The 25,181-nt window shown below is 68.3% G+C and carries 26 protein-coding genes and 2 tRNA genes; 8 read left to right on the forward strand and 20 right to left on the reverse strand.

From position 1 onward, the window contains the following. The first annotated feature begins 72 nt into the window (after positions 1 to 72). Entirely contained in the window at positions 73 to 1,254 is a 1,182-nt protein-coding gene (locus tag ACFWUU_RS35220; protein WP_380182295.1) for an MFS transporter, read from the forward strand. Positions 1,255 to 1,257: 3 nt separating this feature from the next. On the opposite strand, the gene ACFWUU_RS35225 is transcribed toward ACFWUU_RS35220, so the two are convergent. Further along, positions 1,258 to 2,265, reverse strand: coding sequence for a sugar phosphate isomerase/epimerase (locus tag ACFWUU_RS35225; RefSeq protein ID WP_137259289.1), 1,008 nt, complete (start codon positions 2,263 to 2,265; stop codon positions 1,258 to 1,260). Between the two features lie 11 nt (positions 2,266 to 2,276). Next, on the reverse strand, positions 2,277 to 3,374 hold the full coding sequence (locus tag ACFWUU_RS35230; protein ID WP_380182298.1) for a Gfo/Idh/MocA family protein: 1,098 nt from the start codon (positions 3,372 to 3,374) through the stop codon (positions 2,277 to 2,279). Between the two features lie 74 nt (positions 3,375 to 3,448). On the opposite strand from ACFWUU_RS35230, the gene ACFWUU_RS35235 reads away from it, so the two are divergent. Further along, positions 3,449 to 4,567, forward strand: a complete 1,119-nt coding sequence (locus tag ACFWUU_RS35235) for an ROK family protein (protein WP_380182300.1) — start codon at positions 3,449 to 3,451, stop codon at positions 4,565 to 4,567. Here the strand turns inward: ACFWUU_RS35235 and ACFWUU_RS35240 are convergent. From ACFWUU_RS35240 to ACFWUU_RS35250, 3 genes are read right to left on the reverse strand one after another with little or no spacing between them, the layout of a single operon-like run. Next, a complete protein-coding gene (locus ACFWUU_RS35240) occupies positions 4,557 to 5,471 on the reverse strand; it encodes an aminoglycoside phosphotransferase family protein (protein ID WP_380182302.1) in 915 nt (304 codons plus the stop codon). The two genes, ACFWUU_RS35235 and ACFWUU_RS35240, sit on opposite strands and share 11 nt — an antisense overlap. Continuing rightward, entirely contained in the window at positions 5,468 to 6,472 is a 1,005-nt protein-coding gene (locus ACFWUU_RS35245) for an NAD(P)H-dependent glycerol-3-phosphate dehydrogenase (protein ID WP_137259293.1), read from the reverse strand. The genes ACFWUU_RS35240 and ACFWUU_RS35245 overlap by 4 nt, the downstream gene beginning before the upstream one ends. Beyond that, positions 6,469 to 7,272, reverse strand: a complete 804-nt coding sequence (locus ACFWUU_RS35250) for a lysophospholipid acyltransferase family protein (RefSeq protein WP_380182304.1) — start codon at positions 7,270 to 7,272, stop codon at positions 6,469 to 6,471. Before ACFWUU_RS35250 ends, ACFWUU_RS35245 begins: the two co-directional genes overlap by 4 nt. A gap of 16 nt (positions 7,273 to 7,288) precedes the next feature. Here ACFWUU_RS35250 and cofC point away from each other — a divergent pair, with 16 nt between their 5' ends. Continuing rightward, positions 7,289 to 7,960 (forward strand): 2-phospho-L-lactate guanylyltransferase, encoded by a 672-nt coding sequence (gene cofC, locus ACFWUU_RS35255; RefSeq protein ID WP_137259295.1) that lies wholly within the window; start codon positions 7,289 to 7,291, stop codon positions 7,958 to 7,960. A gap of 1 nt (position 7,961) precedes the next feature. After that, positions 7,962 to 8,168 (forward strand): hypothetical protein, encoded by a 207-nt coding sequence (locus ACFWUU_RS35260; RefSeq protein ID WP_371403719.1) that lies wholly within the window; start codon positions 7,962 to 7,964, stop codon positions 8,166 to 8,168. Positions 8,169 to 8,264: 96 nt separating this feature from the next. Here ACFWUU_RS35260 and ACFWUU_RS35265 read toward each other — a convergent pair whose 3' ends face one another. The 4 genes from ACFWUU_RS35265 to leuC all read right to left on the reverse strand — a co-directional run bounded on the left by ACFWUU_RS35265 (position 8,265) and on the right by leuC (position 12,464). After that, positions 8,265 to 8,831: an HU family DNA-binding protein gene (locus ACFWUU_RS35265; protein WP_137259297.1), complete on the reverse strand. Its 567-nt coding sequence runs from the start codon at positions 8,829 to 8,831 to the stop codon at positions 8,265 to 8,267. A 170-nt stretch (positions 8,832 to 9,001) separates the two neighbouring features. Beyond that, positions 9,002 to 10,168 carry a magnesium/cobalt transporter CorA gene (gene corA, locus ACFWUU_RS35270; protein WP_380182308.1) on the reverse strand — a complete coding sequence of 389 codons (1,167 nt, stop codon included), beginning with the start codon at positions 10,166 to 10,168 and terminating at the stop codon, positions 9,002 to 9,004. A gap of 257 nt (positions 10,169 to 10,425) precedes the next feature. Beyond that, the gene (gene leuD, locus ACFWUU_RS35275; RefSeq protein ID WP_380182310.1) at positions 10,426 to 11,025 is read right to left on the reverse strand and encodes a 3-isopropylmalate dehydratase small subunit; all 600 of its coding nucleotides are present in this window, start codon (positions 11,023 to 11,025) and stop codon (positions 10,426 to 10,428) included. Positions 11,026 to 11,039: 14 nt separating this feature from the next. Continuing rightward, positions 11,040 to 12,464: a 3-isopropylmalate dehydratase large subunit gene (gene leuC / locus ACFWUU_RS35280; protein WP_380182312.1), complete on the reverse strand. Its 1,425-nt coding sequence runs from the start codon at positions 12,462 to 12,464 to the stop codon at positions 11,040 to 11,042. Between the two features lie 106 nt (positions 12,465 to 12,570). Between leuC and ACFWUU_RS35285 the strand changes: the two genes are divergently transcribed. Then, positions 12,571 to 13,290 (forward strand): IclR family transcriptional regulator, encoded by a 720-nt coding sequence (locus tag ACFWUU_RS35285; RefSeq protein WP_130387568.1) that lies wholly within the window; start codon positions 12,571 to 12,573, stop codon positions 13,288 to 13,290. Positions 13,291 to 13,362: 72 nt separating this feature from the next. Continuing rightward, on the forward strand, positions 13,363 to 13,929 hold the full coding sequence (locus ACFWUU_RS35290) for an HdeD family acid-resistance protein (RefSeq protein WP_137259300.1): 567 nt from the start codon (positions 13,363 to 13,365) through the stop codon (positions 13,927 to 13,929). Between the two features lie 223 nt (positions 13,930 to 14,152). Here ACFWUU_RS35290 and ACFWUU_RS35295 read toward each other — a convergent pair whose 3' ends face one another. The 11 genes from ACFWUU_RS35295 to ACFWUU_RS35345 form a co-directional block, all read right to left on the reverse strand. Continuing rightward, positions 14,153 to 15,253 carry a hypothetical protein gene (locus tag ACFWUU_RS35295; protein ID WP_380182314.1) on the reverse strand — a complete coding sequence of 367 codons (1,101 nt, stop codon included), beginning with the start codon at positions 15,251 to 15,253 and terminating at the stop codon, positions 14,153 to 14,155. A 45-nt stretch (positions 15,254 to 15,298) separates the two neighbouring features. Further along, complete coding sequence (locus tag ACFWUU_RS35300; protein WP_380182316.1) at positions 15,299 to 16,291, reverse strand: LacI family DNA-binding transcriptional regulator; 993 nt, start codon at positions 16,289 to 16,291, stop codon at positions 15,299 to 15,301. Next, the gene (locus ACFWUU_RS35305; RefSeq protein ID WP_380182318.1) at positions 16,263 to 17,180 is read right to left on the reverse strand and encodes a nucleoside hydrolase; all 918 of its coding nucleotides are present in this window, start codon (positions 17,178 to 17,180) and stop codon (positions 16,263 to 16,265) included. The genes ACFWUU_RS35300 and ACFWUU_RS35305 overlap by 29 nt, the downstream gene beginning before the upstream one ends. A gap of 7 nt (positions 17,181 to 17,187) precedes the next feature. Then, complete coding sequence (locus ACFWUU_RS35310; protein ID WP_380182320.1) at positions 17,188 to 18,003, reverse strand: carbohydrate ABC transporter permease; 816 nt, start codon at positions 18,001 to 18,003, stop codon at positions 17,188 to 17,190. Then, positions 18,000 to 18,863, reverse strand: coding sequence for a carbohydrate ABC transporter permease (locus ACFWUU_RS35315; RefSeq protein ID WP_380182322.1), 864 nt, complete (start codon positions 18,861 to 18,863; stop codon positions 18,000 to 18,002). The genes ACFWUU_RS35310 and ACFWUU_RS35315 overlap by 4 nt, the downstream gene beginning before the upstream one ends. Beyond that, a complete protein-coding gene (locus ACFWUU_RS35320; RefSeq protein ID WP_380182324.1) occupies positions 18,860 to 20,158 on the reverse strand; it encodes an ABC transporter substrate-binding protein in 1,299 nt (432 codons plus the stop codon). The genes ACFWUU_RS35315 and ACFWUU_RS35320 overlap by 4 nt, the downstream gene beginning before the upstream one ends. Before the next feature lie 122 nt (positions 20,159 to 20,280). Further along, positions 20,281 to 20,356, reverse strand: a tRNA-Glu gene (locus tag ACFWUU_RS35325). Positions 20,357 to 20,434: 78 nt separating this feature from the next. Further along, positions 20,435 to 20,506: transfer RNA gene (locus ACFWUU_RS35330), tRNA-Gln, on the reverse strand. 118 nt (positions 20,507 to 20,624) lie between these two features. Beyond that, positions 20,625 to 21,512 (reverse strand): CPBP family intramembrane glutamic endopeptidase, encoded by an 888-nt coding sequence (locus ACFWUU_RS35335; RefSeq protein WP_380182326.1) that lies wholly within the window; start codon positions 21,510 to 21,512, stop codon positions 20,625 to 20,627. Beyond that, positions 21,509 to 23,026: a glutamate--tRNA ligase gene (gene gltX / locus ACFWUU_RS35340; RefSeq protein WP_380182328.1), complete on the reverse strand. Its 1,518-nt coding sequence runs from the start codon at positions 23,024 to 23,026 to the stop codon at positions 21,509 to 21,511. The genes ACFWUU_RS35335 and gltX overlap by 4 nt, the downstream gene beginning before the upstream one ends. Then, positions 23,019 to 23,807 carry a fumarylacetoacetate hydrolase family protein gene (locus tag ACFWUU_RS35345; RefSeq protein ID WP_380182331.1) on the reverse strand — a complete coding sequence of 263 codons (789 nt, stop codon included), beginning with the start codon at positions 23,805 to 23,807 and terminating at the stop codon, positions 23,019 to 23,021. The genes gltX and ACFWUU_RS35345 overlap by 8 nt, the downstream gene beginning before the upstream one ends. A 41-nt stretch (positions 23,808 to 23,848) precedes the next feature. On the opposite strand from ACFWUU_RS35345, the gene ACFWUU_RS35350 reads away from it, so the two are divergent. Together ACFWUU_RS35350 and ACFWUU_RS35355 are read left to right on the forward strand one after the other, a co-directional pair. Then, on the forward strand, positions 23,849 to 24,331 hold the full coding sequence (locus tag ACFWUU_RS35350) for a GNAT family N-acetyltransferase (RefSeq protein WP_380182333.1): 483 nt from the start codon (positions 23,849 to 23,851) through the stop codon (positions 24,329 to 24,331). Beyond that, the gene (locus tag ACFWUU_RS35355; RefSeq protein WP_380182335.1) at positions 24,328 to 25,179 is read left to right on the forward strand and encodes a 3-methyladenine DNA glycosylase; all 852 of its coding nucleotides are present in this window, start codon (positions 24,328 to 24,330) and stop codon (positions 25,177 to 25,179) included. The genes ACFWUU_RS35350 and ACFWUU_RS35355 overlap by 4 nt, the downstream gene beginning before the upstream one ends. Positions 25,180 to 25,181 lie beyond the last annotated feature (2 nt).

Here is a 25,181-nt window from a genome sequence, read left to right on the forward strand (position 1 = left end):
CGGCCTCCCTTCGCGAGTAGCGTACAGTGTAAATGTAGGACATCTACAGGGAAGCCTAGAGAGAGGTGTGTCGTGGCGGTGTTGACCGAACCAGGGACTCGGGAGCGGTCGGCGCTGATCACCGCGACTGCCTTCGTGGTCGCGCTGAGCCTCCGGCCGGCGCTGACCGCGGTCGGTCCGGTGCTGCCGCGGATCGGTCTCGACCTGCACCTGGGCGAGGCCGCGCAGGGTCTGCTGGGCACGCTGCCGCTGCTCGCGTTCGCGGTCGCCTCCCCGCTCGTCCACCTCGCCTCCCGCCGCTTCGGAATGGAGCGTGCGGTCTTTGTCTCGCTGCTGGTACTCGCGCTCAGCAGCGCGCTGCGCCCCTACACAGGCCCAGCAGGTCTGTGGATCGGTACGGCGGTGGTCGGCGCCGCGATCGCGGTCGGCAACGTGCTGGTCCCGGTCATCATCAAGCGGGACTACGCGGGCAATGTCTCGCGGGCGACCGGGATCTACACGGCGTTCATCACCGGCGGTGCCGCGATCGCCTCGATCCTGGCCGTACCGATCGCGGACGCCGTCGACTGGCGGTTGTCACTCGCGGTCTGGGGCGGTCTGGCCGTGCTCGTCGCGGTGATCTGGCTGCCGCGGACTCTCTCGCCGGAGCCGATGCCGGCGGCGAGGACTGAGGACGGCGCTCCCCCGGTAAGCGTGTGGCGGCAGCCGACGGCGTGGCTGGTGACCGGCTTCATGGGGCTGCAGTCCACGGCGTTCTACCTGTTCGTGAACTGGCTGCCGACCATCGAGATCTCCACCGGCGGCGTGTCAGAGCGAGCGACCGGCGTACACCTGTTCCTGTTCCAGGTCTTCGGCCTGATCGGCGGCCTCAGCATCCCGTTCCTGCTGAAGCACCCGACCAATCAGCGGGTCGGTCTGATGACGGCGAGTACGCCGATCCTCGTCGCACTGCTCGGTCTGCTGCTGGCGCCACACCTGGCGATCGTCTGGGCGATCGTTGGCGGGCTGGGCCAGGGCGCCGGGCTGGTCGCCGCGCTGTCGCTGATCAGTCTCCGCGGCCGCGGGCACCATGAGACCACGCAGCTGTCCGGGATGGCCCAGGCGGTCGGCTACACGCTGGCCGCGGCCGGACCGGTCGTCGCCGGCTACTTGACCCAGGTGACCGGCGGCTGGAGTACGACGCTCGTCGTCTTCGCCGTACTCGCAGCCATGCAGGTCACGCTGGGATTCGTCGCCGGGCGCGACCGGCGCTAGGGACTACTTGTCGGTCGCGAAGGCCGCGTCGAAGGCAGCAGTCGGCTTGTCGAAGGCGAGTGCGCGGATGACGTTGACCGCCTCCGCGGCGCCGACCTTGCGCTCCATGCCGGCGTCCTCCCACTCGACCGAGATCGGGCCGTCGTAGCCGATCGAATTCAGCACCCGGAAGCAGTCCTCCCAGTTCACGTCGCCGTGACCGGTCGAGTAGAAGTCCCAGCCGCGCCGCGGGTCGGCCCACGGCAGGTGCGAACCGAGCCGGCCGTTGCGGCCGCCGCCGACCCGCATCTTGGTGTCCTTGCAGTCCACGTGGTAGATCCGGTCCTTGAAGTCCCAGAGGAACGCGACCGGGTCGATGTCCTGCCAGACCATGTGCGACGGGTCCCAGTTCAGCCCGAACGCCTCCCGGTGACCGATCGCCTCCAGCGCGAACGTGGTGGTCCAGTAGTCGTACGCGATCTCCGACGGGTGCACCTCGTGCGCGAACCGGACGCCCTCCTCGTCGAACACGTCGAGGATCGGGTTCCAGCGGTCGGCGAAGTCGCGGTACCCGGCCTCGATCTTCTCGGCGGGCACCGGCGGGAACATCGCGACGTACTGCCAGATCGACGAGCCGGTGAAGCCGATGACCGTGTTCACGCCGAGCTTCTTGGCCGCGCGGGCGGTGTTCTTGAGGTCCTCGGCGGCGCGCTGCCGGACGCCCTCGCCGTCGCCGTCGCCCCAGATCCGGGACGGCACGATCGCCTGGTGCCGGAAGTCGATCGGGTTGTCGCAGACCGCCTGACCCACCAGGTGGTTGGAGATCGCGAAGACCTGCAGGTTGTACTTCTCCAGGATGTCCTTGCGGCCCTGGACGTAGGTGTCGTCGTCGACGGCCTGCTGGACGTCGAAGTGGTCACCGGAGCAGGCGATCTCGACGCCGTCGTACCCGGCCTCGGACGCGAACTGGCAGACCTCCTCGAACGGCAGGTCGGCCCACTGACCGGTGAACAGCGTGATCGGGCGTGGCATCTGACTAGCTCCTAAGCGTTGTTGTCGACGGTGATCCAGGCAGAGTCCGCCGCGGCCGAACGCAGTACTGCGTCGACCACGCGAGCGGACCGCGCTCCGGCGGCGAAATCGGGCAGGCCGTCCGGGTGGTCACCCAGTACGGCGGCATAGCTGTCGGCGACGAACGAGTCGAACGCGTCCTGGTACCCCTGCGCGTGCCCAGCCGGGAGCCGGTTCACCCGCGCGGCGGGCGGGCTGAGCGTCTCCGGATCGCGCGTCAGCAGCTTGCTGGCTTGACGGCGGCCGACCCACAGCCGGTCCGGGTCCTCCTGGTCGAAGCCGAAGCTCGACTCGGTGCCCGACACCTCCAGGTACAGGCGGTTCTTCCGGCCGGCCGCGACCTGGCTGACCACGATCGTCCCGACCACTCCGGCCTCGGTCCGGAACTGTGCGGTGGCGAGGTCCTCGGTGCGTACTTCGACTCCACCACGCTGGGCCCGGACCGTCCGCAGTTGCGCGCTGATCGCGGCGATCCGGTCGCCGGTGACGAACTCGGTCAGGTCACACCAGTGCGACCCGATGTCGGCGAACGTCCGCGACGGACCGCCGGTCGTGTCGTCGACGCGCCAGTTCTGGTCGTCCGCGCCGGCGAGCCAGTCCTGCAGGTACGAGCCGTGCAGGCTGGTGATCGTTCCCGCGTCGCCGGCCGCGATCCGGGTCCGCAGCTCGCGGACCATCGGGTGGTAGCGGTACACGAACGGTACGGCGCCGACCAGGCCCGCCTCGAAGGCCGCTGCCTGCAGCCCGGTGGCATCGCCGACCGAGGTGGCCAGCGGCTTCTCGCAGACCACGTGCTTGCCGGCCTCGAGCGCCTTCAGCGTGACGTCGCGGTGCGTGTTGTTCGGCGTACAGACGTGGACAACGTCGATGTCGGAGGCGAGCAGCTCGTCGAGGGTCGCGAACCCGCGCTCGGCCCCGGTCGCCTCTGCGGCAGCGTCAGCCCTTGCGGGCGAGGAGCCGACCGCACCCACCACGGTCGCGCCGGAAACCAGCGCAGCCCGGCCGTGGACCTGGCCCATGAACCCGCCGCCGACAATCCCGACCCGAAGCTTGCGCGCATTGGTGGACACGTCGAAGGACGCTATGGGACCCTTTTGAACCCTGTCAAGCAAAAGTCCACGGCCAGTACGACGAAAGTCCGGTGATGAGCGATCTCGGTACTGCGGACGCGGTCCTGCGGCTGCTCCTCGACGGACAGGCCCGGACCCGCGCCGAGCTGATCGACGACACCGGCCTGGCCCGATCCACGGTCACCGGCCGGATCGAGGCGCTGCTCGCGGCCGGTCTCGTCGTACCGTCGGGTGAGGCAGCGTCGACGGGTGGACGGCCGCCGGCCCGGTTCCGGTTCAACCCGACGGCGCGACTCGTTCTCGCCGCGGACGTCGGCGCGACGCACCTGTCCGTCGCCGTGACCGACCTGGCCGGCGAGATCCTGCACCGGTCGACGACACCGCTCAAGATCGCCGAAGGACCCGAGGTCGTCCTCGAGGCAGTCGCCCGAGCCGGGCATGCGTTGCTGCGAGAGGCGAACAGGTCGCCGGACGATCTGGCCGGCACCGGCGTCGGACTGCCCGGACCGGTCGAGCACAGCACCGGCCGACCGAACCATCCGCCGATCATGCCCGGCTGGGATTCGTACGACGTGGTCGGCCGGCTGAGTCGTGAGCTTCCGGGTCCGGTGCTGGTCGACAACGATGTGAACATCATGGCGCTCGGCGAGCACGCGACGGCGTACGCGGACGTCGAGCACCTGTTGTTCGTGAAGGTTGCCACCGGCATCGGTGCGGGCGTGATCAGCGGCGGCCGCCTGCACCGCGGAGCTCAAGGTGCGGCCGGCGACATCGGCCACATCCAAGCGCCGGGCCACACCGAACTCTGCCGCTGCGGCAATATCGGCTGCCTGGAAGCAATCGCCTCCGCAGCGGCACTCGCCAATACGCTCGGCGTCGAGACCAGCAGGGACATCGTCGAACTCGTCCGCGCGGGCAACACCACCGCGACCACGGCCGTCCGTCAGGCAGGCCGCGAGATCGGCACGATCCTCGCCGCCGCGGTCAGCCTGCTCAACCCCTCGGTGATCGTCGTCGGCGGGTCGCTGTCGCAGGCCGGTGACAGCCTGCTGGCCGGCATCCGGGAGACCGTCTACGCCAGGTCGTTGCCCTTGGCTACCACTGACCTGCAGGTCCGCACCTCCCGGACCGGACAGGACGGCGCGCTACGTGGCGCCGCCATCCTGGTCCTGCACCACGCCCTCAGCCTCTGACCGGCTCCGTCCACTGCACGGCGAGTTCGTCGACGAAGGCAACCATCTCGTCGCGCTTACCGCCGCTCCGGGCGCGGCCGAATCCGTACCGCCGACCCCAGAACGCCGTCTGGACCATGTTCAGCTGAGCCCACCGCCGGATCCGTTCGGGATCGAGCTCGGCGACGTCGGCGAACAGTTCGAGCTCGCGGTCCAGCACGTTGATCAGGTCGTCGACGCCGAGCTGATGAGCGGCACGGGTGCGCAGGAACGTGGTCGCGTCGTACGCCGGGTCGCCGACGTACCCCTTCGGATCGACCGCCAGCCAGGGCTCGCGCTCGGCGCGGAGGATGTTGCGCGGGTGGAAGTCCCCGTGGATCAGGATCTCCGGCTGATCGCGACCGAATTCGTCGACGACAGCAAGGGCCGCGTCCACGACGTACTCCGGCAGCGGGTGGTCGAGCTCGGCGGCATCCTTGCGGAGTTCTTCCTCCCAGTCGTCGGCCCGCTCCGACATGCGCGGCAGACCCTCCGGAGCTGGGATCGTCAACCGGCGATGCAGCTCTGCGGCGATGGCAACGACGTCGTCGTTGTGATCGAAGAGCGTCGTGGGGTGCGCGCGTTCGAGCAGCATCGCGTATCGGTCGTCGTCGCGTTCGTGGAGCTGGACCGCACCGCGTCCGCCCCACGCCACGAAGGCGTCGGCCTCGTAGTCGTTCCCCGGATGCGGGAACGAGATCTTCACGACCCGATCGTCCTCGACCGGGATGACGACGCCCACCTGGCCGTGCATCGCCTCGCCGGTGGGCGTACATTCCCAGACCGTCAGAACATCGTCGATGATCCCCGGCAGCGAGGCCAGCCAGGCTTCGCCGACGGCGCCTTCACGATCGATGGTGGCCTTGGCGAACGCGGCCGGGATCATCCCCAGCGCTCCGGCTTGGCCGAGCGGGAGACCAGGCTGAACAGCATGTCCTTCGGGGTCATCTCGCCTGCGATGACCTTGGTGACGTGTTCGGCGATCGGCATCTCGACGTCGTGGTGGTGCGCCAGCTCGGAGATCGATGCGCAGGACTTCACGCCCTCGGCGACCTGCCTGGTCCCGCCGGCGATCTCCGCGACGCTCATGCCCTGGCCGAGTTTCTCGCCGAAGGTCCGGTTCCGCGACAGCGGCGACGAGCACGTCGCCACCAGATCGCCCAGCCCGGCCAGACCAGAGAACGTGTGCTCGTCCGCGCCGAGCGCCGTGCCCAGGCGGGCGATCTCGGCGAGGCCGCGGGTGATCACCGAGGCGCGGGCGTTGTCGCCGAAGCCGAGTCCGACCGCCATCCCGACGGCCAGCGCGATCACGTTCTTGCAGGCGCCGCCGAGCTCACAGCCGACGACGTCGTTGTTCGTGTACGGGCGGAACGTCGGCGAATGACACAGCTTCTGCAACCGCGCCGCCGTACCTTCGTCCGCACAGGCGACGACCGACGCGGCCGGTTGGCCTTCGGCGATCTCGCGCGCCAGGTTCGGTCCCGAGACGACCGCGATGCGTTCCGGCCCGGCGCCGGTCAGCTCGGCGATCACCTCGCTCATCCGCTTCGTCGTACCGAGCTCGACGCCCTTCATCAGGCTGACCAGCGGTACGGCGTTCGGCAGCACGCCGGCCCAGTCCGTCAGGTTGTCCCGCAACGACTGCGACGGAACCGCGAGCACGATCGCCTCGGCTCCGTCGGCGGCCGCGGCCGGGTCGTGGGTCGCGGTGATCGCGTCCGGCAACCGCAGACCGGGAAGGTACTCGGCGTTCTCGTGCCCGGCATTGATCGACTCGCAGAGCGACTCACGCCGACCCCAGACGGACACCTGGTTCCCAGCGTTCGCAAGCACCACCGCGAACGCCGTACCCCAGGATCCGGCTCCGAACACCGCTACCTTCGTCATGCCGTCTCCTCACCTTCAGCCTTGCGAGCCTTGCGCAGGTCGTACAGCTCCTTGGGCGGGGTCTCGCCGCGCAGCTCGCCCAGGGTCTCGGCGACGCGGGCCATGATCACCTCGGTTGCCTCGTGCAACAGCTGGTTGGTCAGCGGCCTGCCCTCGAACGCACTCAGGTCGACCGGTGCACCGGCCCGGACCTGCAGCGTCTTGCGCGGCAGCAGACGGATCCGGATCTTGCCGGTGTACGACTTCACGATCTCCTGCGCGCCCCAGTTGGCGACCGGGATCACCGGGCAGCCGGTCATCAACGCGATCCGGGCCGCACCGGTCTTGCCGGTCATCGGCCACATGTCCGGGTCACGGGTAATGGTGCCCTCCGGGTAAACGCCCACACACTCACCGCGTTCGACCGCGGCGACCGCGTCCCGGAATGCATCCGCGGCCTGGGTCGAATCGCGGTACACCGGGATCTGTCCCGCGCTGGTGATGATCTTGCCGAGCACCGGGATCTTGAACAGCGACGCCTTACCCAGGAACCGCGGGATCCGCCGGCACTCCCAGATGAAGTACCCGAGCAGCACCGGGTCGAAATGCGAGATGTGATTCGGTACGTAGATCACGCCGCCGGTGCGCGGCATGTTCTCCCGCCCGGTGAACCGGCATTTGGTGAACACGATCATGAACGGCTTGACGATCGCGACGATGATGCCGAACCAGAAGCCCCGCGGCGGTCGCGGATCACCCTGCCGGTTGTCCAGCCGATTGTCCACCGGGGCCTCCTGCTGCTCGTTACTGCCATCCGTCATGGGAGAATCCTGCCTGATGGCAGACCTACAGGTCGCTCCCTGGACCCTGGCGATCCCGGTGAAGCGTACGGCGATCGCAAAGAGCCGGCTCGCTCCGGCCTACCCGCAGCACCGTCCCGAGCTGGCCCGTGCGTTCGCTGTCGACACTACTGCGGCCGCGCTCGCCTCTCCCCTGGTGCGGGCCGTCCTGGTCGTCACGGACGACCCGCTGGTCGCGGCGGACGTGACCGCGGCCGGTGCGTACGTCGTACCGGATCTCCCGGCCGCCGGGCTCAACGAGGCCTTGCTGCATGGAGCCACTGTTGCGGCTGCGGAGTTCCCGGACAATGGCGTCGCCGCGTTGTCGGCGGATCTTCCCGCGCTGCGTCCGGCCGAGCTGACCGCCGTACTAGCGGCCTGTACGGCGCCGCGCTCGTTCGTGGTGGACCAGCCCGGCACCGGTACGACGTTGCTCGCGGCGGCTCCCGGCGTACCGCTGGATCCCCGCTTCGGGGTGGGTTCCGCCCTGGCACACCAGGCGTCCGGGGCGATCCCGATCGAGCTGCCCGGGATCGAGTCGGTACGTCGTGATGTCGACACGGCTGCCGATCTGGCGCACGCGGTACAGCTCGGGGTGGGGCCGGCGACCGCCGACGTGATGTCGCTGGTTCTCGGTGCCGCGACCGGGACCGAAGGGCTAGCCTGCTGATATGCAAGCGACGGTGAGCCGCTACGACGGCGAGACGTTCTCCGGGGCAGTGCTGACTGACACCGGCGTCGAGCTCCCGTTCACCGTGCACGCCGTCGCCGATACCCCGGTCCGCCATCTGCGGGTAGGACAACGGGTGCGGATCGAGACGAGCGGGTCGGGCGCCGACCTGAGCATCACCAAGGTGGAGTTCGGAACGCGTCTCTAGTTGCCACCGACAACGGCGAAGGCCGGTCAACCCCTGGAGTGGGGTGACCGGCCTTCGCTGTACTGCAGGTGGTGCAGGTGCCGCAGTGCGTGAAGATCAGCGAGCGGTACGCTTCGCCGCGGTCTTCTTGGCGGGGGCCTTCTTGGCCGGCGCCTTCTTCGCAACGGTCTTGGCCGGGGCCTTCTTCGCCGGGGCCTTCTTGGCAACGGTCTTCGCCGGAGCCTTCTTGGCAACCGTCTTGGCCGGGGCCTTCTTGGCGACCGTCTTCTTCGCAGCGGCGGTCTTGGTTGCAGCGGCCTTCGCCGGTGCAGCCTTCTTCGCCGGGGCAGCCGCCTTGGTGGCGGTCGCGGCCGGCTTCGGGGCTACCAGCTTCGGCAGCTTCTTGGCGCCGGAGACAACGGCCTTCAGCTCCGCACCCGCGCGGAACTTCGGCACCGTGGTCTTCTTGGCACGCTTGGTCTCACCGGTCCGCGGGTTGCGCACGATGCGCGCACCACGCTCGATGGCCTCGAAGGCACCGAAACCGGTGATGGCGACCTTGCCACCCTTCTTGGTCAGCTCACGCTGGACGGTGTCGATCACCGATTCCAACGCGTGCTGGGCCTGGCGGCGGTTTCCGTCGAAGTGCACTGCGAGCGCTTCGACCAACTGGCTCTTGTTCACTGCTTCCCTCCGTGAACACTAGGCGTCGAGCACAGCGCTCGATCTCACAGGAACGTTATGGACTCAACACGCCGTTCACAAACACCAACGCGGCAATTCGCCCTTGTTTTGGGCGATTCGTGCCACAATTTGGCCCGATCCGGGCCCTGAGGGCTCTTTTGGCAGCTAACTCACAGCCAGCCGCGGCGTTTGAAGATCTGGTGCAGACCTCCACACACCAAGGCCATCAGGCCGATCGCGAAGGGGTATCCGTACTGCCAGTGCAGCTCCGGCATCTTGTCGAAGTTCATCCCGTAGACGGTGCCGATCAGGGTCGGGGCGAACAGGATCGCCGCCCAGGCAGAGATCCGCTTCACCTCTTCGTTCTGCTCGCTGCTTGCGATCGCGAGGCTCTTCATCTCCTCGTTCTGCTGCTGGGCGACCAGGGTCGCGTTCACCGTCAGGATGTCGCGCAGCAGTTCGCGGAACCCGTCGACCTTCTCCACCACCTCGGTGACGTGGTCGGCGACATCGCGCAGTGAACGTTGCAGTTCCTCGTCCACGCCGTACTTCTGGAATCCGCCGCGCAACTGCTCGAGCATGCCGACCAGCGGCCGGGTCGCGCGCTGGAACTCGATCACCTCACGGGACAGTTCGTAGATGCGCCGCGACACCTTCGGGTCACCGCGGAACACCTCGGTCTCGATCTCGTCGATGTCGTTCTCGAGACCGGCGACCACCGGAGCGTAGCCGTCGACGACCTTGTCCATGATCGCGTAGAGGACCGCTTCGGCACCTCGGCTGAGCAGCTCGGGATCGCGCTCGACACGACGCCGTACCGCTGCCAGGTTGGGCGCTTCGGCGTGCCGGACCGTCACCACGAAGTCCGGTCCGACGAACACGTGCACCTCACCGAACTCGACCTCCTCGGTCGCGTCCCGGTACCGCGCGGCCTTCAGTACGACGAACAACGTGTCGCCGTACCGCTCCAGTTTCGGCCGCTGATGCGCCTCGTTGGCGTCCTCGATCGCCAGCTCGTGCAGGTCGAACTCCTGCGCCAGCGAGGCGAGCTCGCGGCGGTCCGGCCGGTACAGACCGATCCAGGCCAGGCTGTGCGGGGCCTGGTGCAGCTCGCCGTAGGTCTCGGCGAGCGAATCCGGAGAAGCGACCCGGCGGCCGTCGCAGTAGATCGCGCTGTCCACGACGCTGTGCCCCTTGGGCATCTGCGGATCGCGGGACTGCTTCTCGGCCGGCTCAACGGTGGCGGCGGAAACGGCAGCAGCGTGCTTGCGCGCGGCGGCACGCAGTGACGGGGTGCGGCTGAACGCACGGATGGTGCGAAGGCGCAGGTCGGACATGAGTCCTCCAGGTGCGGTGGATCAGGTGAGTGATGAACACACGTCTGCCCGACCCCACAACTGCTAGAGGAGCTGCCATTCCTTGCCGGAGAGGCCCCCCGAAGGTCGAGCGAGACCCGTATGTCTGGAGGGTTCGCTCATCAGCGCCCCACCTCCTTGGTCTCGCAAGCCTTGTTCTGACAACCACGCAAGGGTAACACCAGAGTTATCGCCACCGACCCGCCCAGCGTTACGGCAGCGATAACTCTGGTGGATGATCAGGCCTTCGCCGGAAGGGTTGCCGGCTTGAAAGCAGGCCGGCTTGCTTCGTACGCAGCGATGTCGTCGGCGTGCGACAACGTGATGCCGACGTCGTCCAGGCCGTTCAGCAACCGGTAGCGGGTGTAGTCGTCGATCTCGAAGGGTGCCGACACGTCACCGGCTGAGATCGTCTTGTTCTCAAGGTCGACCGTCACCTTGGTGCCCGGGTCGCTCTCGATCGTCGTCCACAGCTGCTCGACGACGTCCTGCTCCACCAGAGCTGCGAGCAGTCCGGCCTTACCGGAGTTGCCGCGGAAGATGTCGCCGAACCGCGACGACACGACCACCCGGAACCCGTAGTCGAGCAGCGCCCAGACCGCGTGCTCACGCGACGATCCGGTGCCGAAGTCCGGTCCCGCGACGAGCACCGAGACGCCGTCGTACTCCGGCTGGTTCAGGACGAACGAAGGATCGTTGCGCCAGGCAGCGAACAGTCCGTCCTCGAAGCCGGTGCGCGTGACCCGCTTCAGGTACACGGCCGGGATGATCTGGTCGGTGTCGACGTTGCTGCGGCGCAGCGGGGCCGCCGTACCGATGTGCTGGGTGAAGGCTTCCATGATTCCGTTGCTCCTCAGGCGTTCGCAGGTACGGCGACGGGCGGCAGGTCGGCCGGTGCGGCCAGGGTCCCGGTGACGGCGGTCGCGGCGGCGACCAGCGGCGACACCAGGTGGGTGCGACCGCCCTTGCCCTGGCGGCCTTCGAAGTTCCGGTTCGAGGTGGAGGCGCTGCGCTCACCCGGGGCCAGCTGGTCCGGGTTCATCCCCAGGCACATCGAGCATCCGGCCCCACGCCACTCGGCGCCGGCGTCCTTGAAGATCGTGTCCAGGCCCTCGGCCTCGGCCTGCAGCCGGACCCGGCCCGAGCCCGGGACCACGAGCATCCGGGTGCCCTCGGCAACCTTCCGCCCGGCGAGTACGCCGGCCGCGGCGCGCAGGTCCTCGATCCGGCCGTTGGTGCAGGAGCCCAGGAACACCGTGTCCACGTGGATCTCGCGCATCGGCGTACCGGCGGTGAGGCCCATGTACTCCAGCGCGCGCTCGGCGGCGACCTTGTCGTTCTCGTTGTCGAAGTCGTCCGGCGACGGCACGCTCTCCGACAGCGGGATGCCCTGGCCCGGGTTCGTGCCCCAGGTGACGAACGGCGCGATGTCCTCGGCCCGCAGGACGACCTCGCGGTCGAACGTCGCGTCCTCGTCGGTGGCGAGGCTCTTCCAGTACTCGACCGCTGCTTCCCAGTCGACGCCCTGCGGCGCGTGCGGCTTGTCCTGCAGGTACGCGAAGGTGGTCTCGTCCGGCGCGATCATGCCCGCCTTGGCGCCCCACTCGATCGACATGTTGCAGATCGTCATCCGGGCTTCCATGCTCAAGCTCCGGATCGCCTCACCGCGGTACTCGACGATGTAGCCCTGGCCGCCGCCGGTGCCGACCTTCGCGATCAGCGCCAGCACCAGGTCCTTGGCCGAGACACCGTCCGGCAGTACGCCGTCGACCGTGACGGCCATCGTCTTCGGCCGGGCCTGCATCAACGTCTGGGTGGCCAGCACGTGCTCGACCTCGCTCGTACCGATGCCGAAGGCAATCGCTCCGAACGCGCCGTGCGTCGAGGTGTGGCTGTCACCGCAGACCACGGTCATGCCGGGCTGGGTCAGTCCGAGCTGCGGGCCGATCACGTGCACAACACCCTGGTCCGGGTCGCCGAGGGTGTGGATCCGGATGCCGAACTCCTGGGCGTTCTTCCGCAGCGTGTCCACCTGGGTGCGCGACACCGGGTCGGCGATCGGCTTGTCCACATCGAACGTCGGGACGTTGTGGTCCTCGGTCGCGATGGTCAGGTCAGGACGCCGTACGCCGCGGCCGGCCAGCCGCAGACCGTCGAAGGCCTGTGGGCTGGTCACCTCGTGAACCAGATGGAGGTCGATGTAGAGAAGGTCGGGTTCTCCGTCGGCATGGCGCACGACGTGCGCATCCCAGACCTTTTCCGACAACGTCCTACCCATCAGACTCTCCTTTGAGATTTGTGGTGAGGTGCTATCGCTCACACTGCGCTTGAAGTCAGTGCAGAAGCGACTTGCGTTCCACGATTCGAGACGGCAGTATCGTCTCATGGACAACTCTAGCGGAGTCGGCGTTCTCGACAAAGCAGCCCTCGTTCTGTCCGCGCTCGAGTCCGGGCCGGCGACCCTGGCCGGTCTCGTGGCGGCCACCGGGCTGGCCCGCCCGACCGCGCACCGGCTGGCTGTGGCGCTGGAGCACCACCGTCTGGTCGGCCGGGACATGCAGGGACGGTTCGTGCTCGGACCGCGACTCAGCGAGTTGGCCTCCGCCGCCGGTGAGGACCGGCTGCTCGCGACCGCCGGCCCGGTGCTGGCGCGGCTGCGGGACATCACCGGTGAGTCGGCGCAGTTGTTCCGCCGGCAGGGTGAGTACCGGGTGTGCGTCGCCGCCGCGGAGCGTCCGTCCGGTCTGCGCGACACCGTCCCCGTCGGCAGTCAGCTGACCATGGCCGCCGGTTCGGCTGCCCAGATACTGCTTGCCTGGGAGGACCCGGAGCGGATGCACCGCGGTCTCCACAACGCGTCGTTCAACGCGGCCGCGCTGGCCGGCGTACGGCGTCGTGGCTGGGCGCACTCGGTCGGCGAACGGGAGCAGGGTGTCGCGTCCGTCTCGGCCCCGGTCCGCTCCCCCAGCGGCAAGGTGATCGCCGCCGTCTCGGTCTCCGGCCCGATCGAACGTCTGTCCCGCCAGCCGGGTCGGATGCACGCTCCGGCCGTCATGGCCGCGGCCGAGCGACTGTCCGAGGCGCTGCGCCGCGCATCTGAGTAAGTTGCGTTGGTAGTTGTCACGTAGCGCCACCAGGATCACCATGAGGGTGGGAACCCCTCAAGGAGGTCCGACATGGAGCGGGACTGGCTGACCCTCGGCTGGAAGATGTTGCTCGTCCGCGGTGCAATCGGCATCATTTTCGGGATTCTCGCGATCGTGTGGCCGATCCACACCGCGATCGCGTTGGCATTGCTCTGGGGCATCTGGGCCCTGGTCGACGGGATCGGCTCGATCGCGCAGGCGTTCCAGCCCGAGTCGAAGGGCAGCCGGTTGTGGCTGGTCACGCTCGGGGTGATCGCCTTGATCGCGGCCTTCTTCGCGATCACCAGCCCCGGGATGGCAGCGACGACGCTGACCTGGATCCTCGGGATCTGGCTGATCGTCCGGGGCATCTTCGAGCTCGCCGGCGCCTTCAGCAGTCAACAGGTGGTGCCACGCTGGCTCCTCGTGCTGAGCGGTCTGCTGTCGATCCTCATCGGCGTACTGTTCGCCGCCAACCCGGGCGCAGGCGCAGTAAGCGTCGCCGTCGTCCTGGGCGTCACAGCGCTGGTCTGGGGCGTGGTCCTCATCGGCGTCGGCTTCTCCGTACGCCGAGAACTCCACAGCGGCCCCGCCCACTCCAGCCCCTCACCCGCATAACAAGCAGCAGCTAGCCAGGCCGAGCCGATCGCGCTGCCCCGGTCCCACCGGGCACGCGATCGGCACCGGCCCTGGGCAGGCCGCCCCGCGGCCCGTGCTCGAGATTCACGTCGGTGTGCCGGCGCCCCCGGGCGTCGCCGCAGGCGCGCCGCGCTGGGCTTAGCCCTGCACGGGCGATGCCGGCGCTGCCGGGAGTCGCCGCGGGCGCAACCGCACGCTGGGTTTAGCCGAGTGTGTTGCCGCGCTCGGCGCCGGCGGCGCGGTCGGCCGCCTGCCGTGACGAGTCGGCGGCGACTGCTGAACCCGCTCCAGCGCCGCCGGGCGCCGTTGGGCCGGTGACACCTGCCGCGCCGGCCACGCCTTCGCTTGCCAGGCGTGTGGCGGCTGCGGTGTCGGCTGTGCGGGTGGCCTCGTTGGCGGGGGTGGTTTCGGCCGGCTCAGCCTCGCGTTCGAGGCGGGTGATGGCGCGGTGGGTGTCCTCGCCGATGCGTCGGCCGAGGACATCGGCTCGGTCCAGGCGTGCCGGCAGCGACTCCCGTGAGTCGTCCAGTTCCTTCATCGCCGTGGTGAGCTGGTCGCCGATCACCGAGGTGAGCCGGTCGGCCGCCGCCGTACGAACCGCCGCGTCCGCCTGCTGAAGCACCGGCGACCGGTTGACTAGGATCTCCGCCGCAACCCTCGCCTTGTCCAGCCCGTCCGAGGCGTGCACGCGATCCAGCAGCCGCCCTTCGCCCGGAGTCCGCCGCTCCACCGGGTCGAGGTTGTCCGCGAACGCTTCCACCAGCCGCTCGTTCGGCGTCCGTCGCGCCCACCCGTTGCCGCTGCGCAGCGCCCGCTCGACGTCCTGCGAGATCGTCCCCTGGCCCACAAGCTGCGAGACCACATGCCCGTAGTGGAAGCGCGCAACCGCCGTACCGATCGCGTCGGCCAACTGCGACCCCGGCCGGTTCATATCCACACTCAACCGGTTCTGCGCCCGGTCCTGCCGATCCCGCAGCTCACGATCGGCCCCACGCCCAACCCCCGCACTGAGCTCACACGTCAGCCCGACGCCGAGCCGCTGCACCTCCGAGATCTCCTCACCGGCAGGCCAACCACGAGACCGACGCCAGCCCGTACTGCGACCAAGCTTCTCCAGCCTGTCCGCATCGTCGAACCCAACACCCAGCACACCATCGGTGTGCTTCTCCGGCGAGAAGTACGGCCCGAGCAACACCCGCCGATCCCGCCGAACCGGCGGCGTCTCCGCCAGCCGCTCGCGGACAGCCGCCTCCCACGCATCAACGAACTTCACCGCTGTCTTCGAGACCGGTACCTCTGCCACAGGCGGATGATCCGTTGGATCGGTGAACTCCGCACAAAGTCAGGTTCAACAACCGCAGGACGTACTGGGAACCAATTCGTAGTCCAGCACGTGCCGCGCGGCAGCTGGGTTCCCGCGGTCGAGCAACAACTCGACGGCCTGTCGTGCGGTCTCCTCGATCGGCTGGCGGACGCTGGCCAGCGGGGGGATCGTCACCGTGCACTCGCTCGTGCCGTCGAATCCCATCACCGCAACGTCTTCCGGCACCCGCAGCCCGGCCTCCCACGCCGCGAACAGTACGCCGAACGCCTGCTCGTCGGTCGAGCAGTAGATCGCCCGCGGCGGCCGCTTCTGCTTGAACCACGGCTGTACTGCGTCGCGTGCCGCGAACCGCGACACCGGGCAGGCGACGTACCGCGCCGACGCCCGCGGATGCTTCTCCAGCGCCCGCTCGATCCCGCGCCGGTGTTCCGACGTACCGGGCGAATCCTCCGGCCCGGTGACGACACCGAGGGCGCGGTAGCCGTGCGACAGCAGGTGATCCGTAGACGCCTCCGCAGCTGCCACATAGTCGATCGACAGCGTCGACACCGTCACGCCCTCAGGCACAGGATGCAGAGCAACCACAGGTACGCCGGCCGCCGCGAACCGCTGGATCGCCGGCTCCACCAGCAACGAGACGAGTACGACGCCGTCCACCTTGCGCTCGATGAACGACCCGATGTGCGCGGACTCCTGCTCCGGATCCCCCGCCGAATCGCCGATCAGCAGCAGGTGGTCGTGCTGGCGCGCGAAGTTCTCCAGGTGCTCGGCAAGCGTGGCGAAGTACGGGTTGCGGATCTGCGGGATCAGCAGGCCGAGCGAGTACGTGCGTCCCGCGCTCAGTGCACGGGCGAGGATGTTGGGCCGGTAGTCCAGCTCCGCCGCGGCCTCGAGCACGCGCCGACGCGTCTCCGCGGACACAGGCCGGGGGCCGTTGTTGAAGACGTAGCTGACGACAGCGGTCGACGTACCGGCCCGCTCCGCGACATCACGAGCCGTCGCCATCGATCTCCCCATGAGGTGCAGCGTATGCCTGCCCTGCCGCCACGATCCGCGCCGTGATCTCCTCAGCCACGGCCTCGGCGTCGACCTCGGTCACGATCCGCACGGATCCACCGGCGTCCGGCGTGAACACACTGCGCCCGGCACCGTCCCCACCAACCTGAATCGCCACCTGCCCAACATCCGACGTCTTGAACAATTCCGGGCGACTCAGCACAAGCACCGCAACCGGATCATGCGGCACGTTCCACGTCTCGCTCCAGTACGCCCACCACTGCTCGATATCCGCACCGAGCGCCGCCCCCAACGCACCAGCCGCCCGGATCCGCTCCAGCCGGGATGCCTCGATCGCCACCTGCTGAGTGATCTCGAGCCCGGTGATCGTCGTCGGAATCCCCGCGCTCAATACAACCTGCGCAGCAACGTCATCGGACTTGAAGTTGTGCTCGGCCTTGTCGTCGCCGAACGACCCACCCATCACCCACAGATGCCGGATCCACCCGGCCACCTGCGGCTCGAGCTGCAACGCCTTCGCCACATTCGTCAGCGGACCGATCGCGGCAACGTCGAGCTCACCAGGCTGCTCACGTAACCGCGCCACCAGCCGCTCCGGCGCACTCCCCGCACTGACCGTCTCGGAGGCCAGGTCGTCGTGCAGCGTGCCCTCATGCCCGGCCCACCAGACCTCACGCCCCGACAACGTCTCCACAGCACCCGGTACGACGACCAGCTCGCGCCCGGCGAGTGCGGCGTACCGGCGGGCGAGTTGAGCGCGCAGCCGGGTATCGCCGTACACCGTGTGGACCTCGAGCAGCTCGAGGTCCGGGCTGCCCATGATCTGGGCGAGCGCCATGGCGTCGTCGACGTCGGAGCCGATATCGGTGTCGAGAATGAGCTGGTGCATGGTCTCCCTATTTCAGGCCCGTGCTGGACACGGACTGGACGAAGTACCGCTGGAAGCCGGCGATGACCACCAGCGGGATGACGGTGAGTACGACGGCGCCCGCGAACACCAGACCGTAGTCCGCGAAGTTCTGACCTTGCAGGTTGGACAGGGCCACCGGGCCGAGGATGTGCTTGGCGTCGGTGCCGATCAGCAGCGGCCAGACGTACGACTGCCACTGGAACAGGAACAGCATCAGACCGGCGCCGATCAGCGCGGGCCGGGACAGCGGCAGGTAGATCCAGCGGAACACACCGAACCAGCCCAGCCCGTCGAGCCGTCCGGCCTCGACCAGTTCGGCCGGGATGCCGAGAAAGAACTGCCGGAGCAGGAAGATCGCCATCCCGTTGCCGATCCCCGGCAACACCAGCCCGGTGAACGTGTTCGTCAGGTGCCAGTCGCGGAACATCGTCGACAGCGGAATCGCGATCGCGTCGAACGGCACCAGGAAGCTCAGTACGACGATGCCGAACACCAGCCCGCGCCCGCGGTACTCGAACGCCGCCAGCCCGAACGCCGCCGACGCACAGACCGCGAGACCGATGACGACCGTGGCCGCGCTGACCAGGATCGAGTTGAGCGTCGCGCGGCCGACATCGCTGCTCAGCAGGGCCGAGTAGTTGTGCAACGTCGGCTTCAACTCGAAGAACGTCTGCCACGACAACGTCAGATGCGCGAACGTCTCCGAACCCGGCCGCAGTGAGTTCGTCAACACCCACAGCAGCGGCAGGAAGAACAGAATGCCGATGACTCCGCCGAGCACCGACAAGCTCGCGCGCTTCACTGGTCACCTCGCAACAGCCGGAACTGCCCGGCCACGATCGCGAGCGTCAGCGCCACCAGGATGACGACCTCGGCCTGCGCCACGTGGATGTCGCCGATCGCGTACGCGCGGGTGTAGACGTCGTACATCAGCAGGTTGCTGTTCCCGTTCGGACCGCCCTTGGTGAGGATCTGCACCGGCGCGAACACGAGCAGATTCGAGACCGTGTCGGCGACAAGGACGAACGCGAGCGGTCGGCGTACCAGCGGGAGGATGACCGACACCATCCGGCGCCAGGCACTCGCACCGTCGAGCAGCGCGGCCTCGCGGACCTCGACCGGGACCTCCTGGATGCCGGCGATCAGGAACAGCATCCAGTACCCGACGCCGATCCATGAGAGCAGCACGATCAGCGACGGCAGCACCTGGCCGGACGACGTCAGGAACGGCTGCGCGGGCAGACCGAGCCGCTCGAGTACGCCGTTCGCGAGGCCGTCCGGGCGGTAGATGACGCTCCAGATCACTGCCGACACCGCAGGCGGGGTGGCTATCGGCAGGATGACCAGAGTGCGCCACAGCTTCGAGCCCGCTGCGCGCTGGGTGAACAGAACTGCCAGGAAGAACGAGACGACGACCTGGATCGGGTTCACCAGCACGGTGAAGAGCAGCGTCACGCCGACCGACTGCCGGAAGTCCTTGTTCGACAGCAGATCCGTGTAGTTGCCCAGCCCCGCGAACACCCGCCCACCGCGCAGCAGACTCTCCGTGTAGAAGCTCTCGACCACGGCCGAGATCGCCGGGACGATCCGCAGTACGGCCAGACACAGCAGCGCCGGCGCGAGGAAGGCAAGGGCGATCAGCCCTTGCCCACGCTTCCTCATCTAATCGACTTCCAAGCGTCGGTGAGCTGGCGGGTCGCCTCCTGCAGCCGCGTGTCGGAGTTCGTGCCGTTGCGGATGTCGGCGAACGCCTTGCCCATGACTTCCTCGAACTGGATGTACCCGACACTCACCGGCCGCGACACCGCGGTGTGCTCACTCTCGTACGCCGTGATCGCCGCGGCGCCGGCCGTCTTCGTACCGGAGAACGCGTCCATCTTCGGGGTGTACTGCTTCTGCGCCTCGAGGTTGGCCGGGATGATCGTCGTCGTACTGGTCGTGGCCAGATTGCCGGCGGCATCGAGCGTCGCGAACTCGAGGAACTTGCGCGCCATCCCCTGCTGCTTCGACGCCGGGTTGATGCCGAGCGACCACGACCCGGTCGGCGTGACCGGCTTGCCGCCCTGGAAGTACGGCAGCGGCGCGACGCCCCAGTCGATCTTCGAGCTGCCGAAGATCTTCAGGTCCCACGGACCGCCGACGAAGAACGCCACGTTGCCGTTCGCGAACACCGGGCCGGTCTGGAACCCGCCGATCCCCCGCGGCGACAGTCCGCTCGCGAAGGTCGCGCCGTACCACTGCATGGCCTTCTTCCAGCCGTCTGTCTCGACCGCCGGGGTCAGCGCGTCGTCGCCCTCGATGCCGGAGCCGCCGCCGAGCGACTCGGCCAGCGGCTGCAGCTGGTAGTACGCCTCGGGCTGCTCCATGAACAGGCCGTACTTCGTGCCGCCGGACTGCATCGCCTTGCGGCCGGCTGCCTCGACCTGCTCCCAGGTCCAGCGCTGCTGCGGATCCGCTGTCGGCGGAGTCACCTTCGCCTTGGCGAGCGCGGTCTTGTTGTAGAAGAGGAACTGCGTCGAGTTCCACATCGGCAACGACCACAGCTTGTCGCGGAAGTGGTTGGTCTTGTACGCCGCCGCGCTGACCTTCGTCTTCACCTGGCCGTCGAGGTCGCTGAGATCGCTGAGGAAGCCCTTCGCGGCGAGCTGCGAGACCCGCGGCTCGTCGACCGTGTACACGTCGATGCCCGCGTCCTTCGCGCTCAGCCGCTGCTGCATGGTCGCGTTGAACTGGTCGAACGGAATCTGCGTGTAGGCGACCTTGATCCCCGGGTTCTTCGCCTCGAAGGCCTTGATCACCGGCTGGTAGGTCTCGGCGTTGTCGGTGCCGGTGAACGTCACGGTCCCGGTCGCCGGGCCGGAGTCGGTCGCAGCCGGCTGGTCGGACGTGCCCGAGCCGCACCCGGCGACGAGCAGGGTCGCCGTGATGACGGCGGCTGGCAAGAGGTTCCGGCGCACGGCGGTCCCCTTTCTGGTGTGGTCTAAGCGCTTAGACTCTAAGCGGTTAGATCTCGCCGTGTCCAGCCATCGGGGCAGAACGCACGAAGGCCCCCGTCCGTGAGGACGGGGGCCTTGTTCTCTGGTAGCCCCGACGGGATTCGAACCCGCGCTACCGCCTTGAGAGGGCGGCGTGCTAGGCCGCTACACAACGGGGCCAGAGTGTTGTCAGCCGGACCTTGCGGCCCGGGCAACGAGGTTGAACTCTACCGATTCTCATCGGTGCGGTCCAATCCGCTGGGGTACTAGGACTCGAACCTAGACTAACTGAACCAGAATCAGACGGGCTGCCAATTACCCCATACCCCAAAGGCATTTCACCGTTGCTGGGAGTTTGTTTCCGCCCTCACCAACCCGGCTCGGAGAGCTTACCCGAGGCGAGGACCGGACACCAAAACGGGCCCCCTCCGGCGCGTTGTCACTCCCGTCACACCAGACTCTTCCGGTTGTCCGTGGTCAGGCCGAGCCGGCGCGCGATCACCAGCGCGACCGCACCGAACGCGACGAACTTCACCACGTCGACCGTCACCAGCGACCACGGCGCATCCTTCACGCCGAGGCTCGCCCCGACGGTGTCGGTGAGCGCCGCGAAGATGAACGTCACCACGTTGTTCGCCGCGTGCGCCGAGATCGACGCCTCCAGACCACCCGTGCGTACGACGAGCACCGCCGCGACCAGACCGAACGCGAGCCGGTCGACGAACAGCGCCGGACTCTGCCACGGCCAGATCCCGTGCGCCGCCGTGAACAGGAGAGCGGTCACGACAACCACGATCGCCGTACTGCGAACCAGCGCGCCCATCGCCTGCAGCAGGTACCCGCGGAAGTAGTACTCCTCCCCCGCGGCCTGGAACGTCGAGGTGAGCAGCGTGACGACGATGACCGCGATCGCGTCCGGCGCCGCGCCACCGCTGTGCCGCTCACCGGTCGCGAGCTGGATATCGCCGAACTGGACCACAGCCAGCGCCAGCAGCTCGATCACGATTGCCGCGACGGCGAACCAGGCCAGCGGCCGCCAGCGCAGTCCGCCGGCCACCGAGGACAGCAGCCCCGGTGGCTGCCGGTTGAGCTTGCGGGCGACGAGCATGCTGAGCGGGATCAGCACGATCAGTGTCAAGTTCGTCGCAAGCAGTCCGAACCAGGACAGCGTGCCCTCGGGGTCCTTCCGGATCGCCTGCTGGATGCCGAGGATGATCACGCTCGCGACCATCCAGCCGACCAGGATGGTCAGCGCGCCCAGGACGACGTACCCGCTCGGGGCATCGGGGTTGCGCAGCAGCCGTTGGTACGACGTACGCGGTGTCAGCTCGCTCATGACAGCGACGACACGGTACGGCGGGCCTGCTCGAGGCGGCGCAGGGACTTCTCCCGGCCGAGCAACTCGAGCGACTCGAACAACGGCGGCGAGATCCGGCGACCCGAGATCGCCACCCGGACCGGGCCGAACGCGTTCTTCGGCTTGAGCCCGAGGCCGTCGATCAGAGACGCCCGCAGGGCCGCCTCGATCGCTTCGGTCGTCCAGTCGCAGTCGCCGAGCGCCTTGGCCGACGCATCCAGTACGGCGCCGGCGTCACCGGTCAGCACCTTCGCGGCGGCATCCGGGTCGATCGTGAACGCGTCCTCGTCGACGAACAGGAACCCGAGCATGTCGACCGACTCGGACAGCGTGTTCATCCGCTCCTGCACCAGCGGTACGGCGGCCTGCAGCGTCGCGAGCTGGTCTGCCGACGGCTCCGCCGGGAGCACACCCGCGCCGGCCAGGAACGGGATCGTCCGCTGCGCGAAGTCGTCCGGCGGCAGCATCCGCATGTGCGCCGCGTTGATCGCCTCGCACTTCTTCGGGTCGAAGCGGGCCGCGTTCGAGTTCACCTTGCGGACGTCGAAGGCCTTCACCATCTCGTCCATTGTGAACACGTCGCGGTCGTCGGCGATCGACCAGCCGAGCAGGGCCAGGTAGTTCAGCAGACCCTCGGGCAGGAACCCGCGCTGCATGTACTCGCCGAGGCCGGAGCCCGGGTCGCGCTTGGACAGCTTCTTGTTGCCCTCGCCCATCACGAACGGCAGATGCCCGAACCGCGGCGTCCGGCCGCCGCCGACACCGATCTCGGCCAGCGCCTCGTACAAGGCGATCTGCCGCGGCGTCGACGAGAGCAGATCCTCGCCGCGCAGTACGTGGGTGATCTCCATCAGCGCGTCGTCGACCGGGTTCACCAGCGGGTAGAGCGGGTAGCCGTTCGCGCGGACCAGGACGTAGTCGCCGAGGTTCTCCGGGAGGAACGTGATCTCGCCGCGGACCAGGTCGTCGAACACGATCGGTCGGTCGGGCATCCGTAGCCGCACCACGGGGCGGCGGCCTTCCTCCACGTACGCCTGGACCTGCTCGGGGCTGAGGTTGCGGCAGTGGCCGTCGTACCCACTGTGCTCGCCGGCCGTGCGGGCGGCCTCGCGGCGCTGGTCGAGCTCCTCCTGCGAGCAGTAGCAGTGGTACGCCTTGTTCGCGGCGAGCAGCTTGGCGACGACGTCGGCGTACACGTCCATCCGCTCGGACTGCAGGTACGGCCCGAAATCGCCGCCGACCCCGGGGCCTTCGTCCCAGGTGAGGCCGAGCCAGCGCAGCGAGTCGTAGGTGTACTGGTAGCCCTCTTCGGTGTTGCGGGCGGTGTCGGTGTCCTCGATCCGGAGCACGAGCTTGCCGCCGTAGTGCCGGGCGAAGGCCCAGTTGAACAGCGCGCTGCGGATGTTGCCGACGGTCAGCAGGCCGGTCGGCGACGGTGGGAACCGAACCCTGACCCCCGCGGGCTCGAGATCTCCCAGTACGTCGTCAGTCACGGACGATCACCCTGTTCGTCAGAGTTCCGATGCCCTCGACGCTGACCGAGACCTCGTCGCCGGGCAGCATCGGGCCGACCCCCGCCGGGGTGCCGGTGAGCACCACGTCGCCGGGCAGCAGCGTGGTGAACGAGGTGATGAAGGCAAGCACCTCGGGGATGTCGAAGATGAACTGCGACGTCCGGCCGTCCTGCTTGGGCTCGCCGTTCAGCTCGGTGCTGACCCGCAGGTCGGAGGCATCGAGCTCGGTGCTGATCCACGGGCCGAGCGGGCAGAACGTGTCGTACCCCTTGGCCCGGGCCCACTGCCCGTCGGTCTTCTGCAGGTCGCGCGCGGTGACGTCGTTCGCGATCGTGTAGCCGAAGATCACCTCGTTGGCGCGCTCCTTGGGCAGGTCGCGGCAGATCCGGCCGATCACGATCGCCAGCTCACCCTCGAAGTTCAGGTCGTGGGTCTGCTCCGGGTAGACGATGCCGTCGCGCGGGCCGATCACGCTGGTGTTCGGCTTCAGGAAGATCAGCGGCTGTTCGGGTACGTCGTTGCCGAGCTCCTGCGCGTGCGCCGCGTAGTTGCGGCCGACGCAGACCACCTTGCTGCGCGGGATGACCGGCGCGAGCAACCGGACGTCGGCGAGCTGCAACCGCTCCCCGGTGAACTGCACCGGCCGGTAGAGCGGGTCCGAGTCGAGAACGTTGACCGTCCCGACGAGTCCCTCGGGGTCATCGGTCTCGACCACGCCGTACTTCGGCTCGTCATCCACAGAGAATCTGGCGATACGCACGGGGCGAGCCTACCGTCGCCTTCGGATGAGACAGTTAGCTGGTGACTGTGGAGATCCGCCTGGCTGTTCCTGCCGAGTACGACGCCGTTGGCGAGCTGACCGTGGAGGCGTACTCGCACGACGGTTTCGTCCGCGGTCAGTACGCGATGACGCTGCGCGCCGCCGCCGACCGCGCCGCCAAGGCCGAGCTCTGGGTCGCGGCGGACTCCTCCGGTCTGTTGGGCACAGTCACCTACTGCCCTGTCGGCTCGGTTTACCGCGAGATCGGACGAGACGACGAGGGCGAATTCCGCATGCTCGGAGTAGCCGGCCGGGCACGCGGCCTCGGCGTCGGTACCGCGCTCACCGAGCGCTGTATAGAACGGTCCCGCGAGCAGGGCCTGCACCGAGTAGTCCTGTGCAGCGCCAGCTACATGACCACAGCCCACCGCATCTACGAACGCCTCGGCTTCACCCGCCTCCCCGAACGCGACTGGGCCCCCATCCCCGGCGTAGATCTGTACGCGTTCGCCCTGGACCTATGACCAGCACGCTCACCTTTGCCGAGTGGTCGTCGTACGCGATGGACCATGCGGCCCGCGTCGACGGGATGGTGGCCGGGCATGTCGAGCGGCGGCAGCGGCGTGAGGCGCATCCGGTGGAGGACTTTCTGTTCACCTACTACTCCACTCGTCCGAACCAGCTGCGGGTCTGGCATCCCGGGCCGGGGGTGCGGTTGCTCGAGGCGTCGGAGTACGGCGATCGTCGGGGTTATCTGGTGGTCGACGGAGCCGCGTCGCTCGACCCGGCTGAGATCGCGCGGCGGGCGGACAACATCGCCTGGATCCGGCGGTTGCTCGCGGCGACGCTGGAGCGGCAGGCGCAGTTCGGGTGTTTCGGTCTGCACGAGTGGGCGATGGTCTACCGGACGTCCGACGTACGGCATGAGAAGTGGCCGCTGCGGTTAGGGGCCGAGGGCACCGATCGGGTCGTCGAGTCGCACAAGGTCGCGTGCTCGCACTTCGACGCGTTCCGGTTCTTCACGCCGTCCGCGCGGCCGTTGAACGTGTTACAGCCGACGCGAGAGTCCCAGCCGGCGTTGGAGCAAGGCGGGTGCCTGCACGCCAACATGGATCTCTACAAATGGGCGACCAAGCTCATGCCGTTCACGCCGAGCTCACTGCTGCTGGACTGCTTCGAGCTCGCCCGCGACATCCGCACGCTCGACATGCGGGCGTCGCCGTACGACCTGGCTCCGCTCGGCTACGCGCCGGTCCGGATCGAGACGGCTGAAGGCAAAGCGGAGTACACGGCAGCCCAACGAGCCTTCGCCGACCGCGCTCGTCCCCTCCGCCGCCAACTCGTGACCCTTTGCGACGAGCTCCTCGGCTAACC

The sequence above is a fragment of the Kribbella sp. NPDC058693 genome (genome assembly GCF_042715335.1).
GTDB classification, from domain to species: domain Bacteria; phylum Actinomycetota; class Actinomycetes; order Propionibacteriales; family Kribbellaceae; genus Kribbella; species Kribbella jiaozuonensis.